Raw genomic sequence first — 942 nt, forward strand, 5'->3', positions numbered from 1 at the left:
GTCGGCTGCCGCCGGCTGCTCCCCCGCGCGGAAGGCCGGCGGATTCTGCGGCAGCGGTGGCATCGGCCGGGCGGGCCGCTGCTGCGGCTCCTGGTTATTCTCGCTCATGGCAGGTCCTTTCTGGGTCTGTATTCCACTATGCACGGCTTCGCTGGGATAACGTCGCACGTTTCCTGTAAGGAATCTGGAAACCAGCCGTATGCCGGGCGGCTCGGTGCGGCCCCGCCAGAAGCCTTCTCACGCGCGGCTGCGGGGTCAAACGATGCAATCGCCGTCCTCCACCTGCGGCGGAGGAGCTGCCGGGGTGTTCGCCGCGGGCGGAGGGCTGTGGTGGACGGTGCCAAACGCAGGACCATAGAATCACGAGTGGGTGGATCCGCCCCGGCCGGGGCCAGGACCGCCGATGAGCCGGGGCGCCACGGCCCCGGCTGCTGCTGAAGGGACCCTTATGCGCTCACCGTTCAGGCGTCTGGCGGCCGTAGCCGGCCTGACGGCAGTCTTCCTCGCGCCCGCAGCGCTGGCGCACGCGGTGCCGCCGGTCGACATTCCGCCGGGCGAGTTCGTGGTGGACCAGGCCGGTGTGCTCGGCGCCCGGACGGCCGAGGTCGAGGACGCAGTACGCGAACTGCAGCAGTCCGAAGGCCTGAACGTCTACATCGTCTTCGTGGATGAATTCACCGAACCGGCCGACCGCAACCAGTGGGTGCTGGACATGGCTGAGCTTAACTCGCTGGGCGAAGTCGACAGCTTGCTGGCGGTTTCCGTCGACGGCCGCGAGTACTTGTTCCAGTCGGCCGAGGGCAATCCCGTCGTCTCCCAGGACCAGAACATCGCGCGATCCATCCGGCCTGCCCTCGGCGAAGCGGACTGGGCGGGGGCCGCGCTGACCGCCGTGGCGGCGGTCGAGGACGCCGCCACCGGCGGTGACGGTTCCGTCGGAAC

General features: G+C 69.3%; 1 protein-coding gene. It reads left to right on the forward strand.

The features are described from left to right. Positions 1–448: 448 nt before the first annotated feature. The coding region (locus AC5RV2_RS18485) for a TPM domain-containing protein (protein WP_494093537.1) at positions 449–942 on the forward strand (494 nt) is incomplete at its 3' end.

This window comes from Arthrobacter sp. Y3225116, assembly GCF_059091245.1.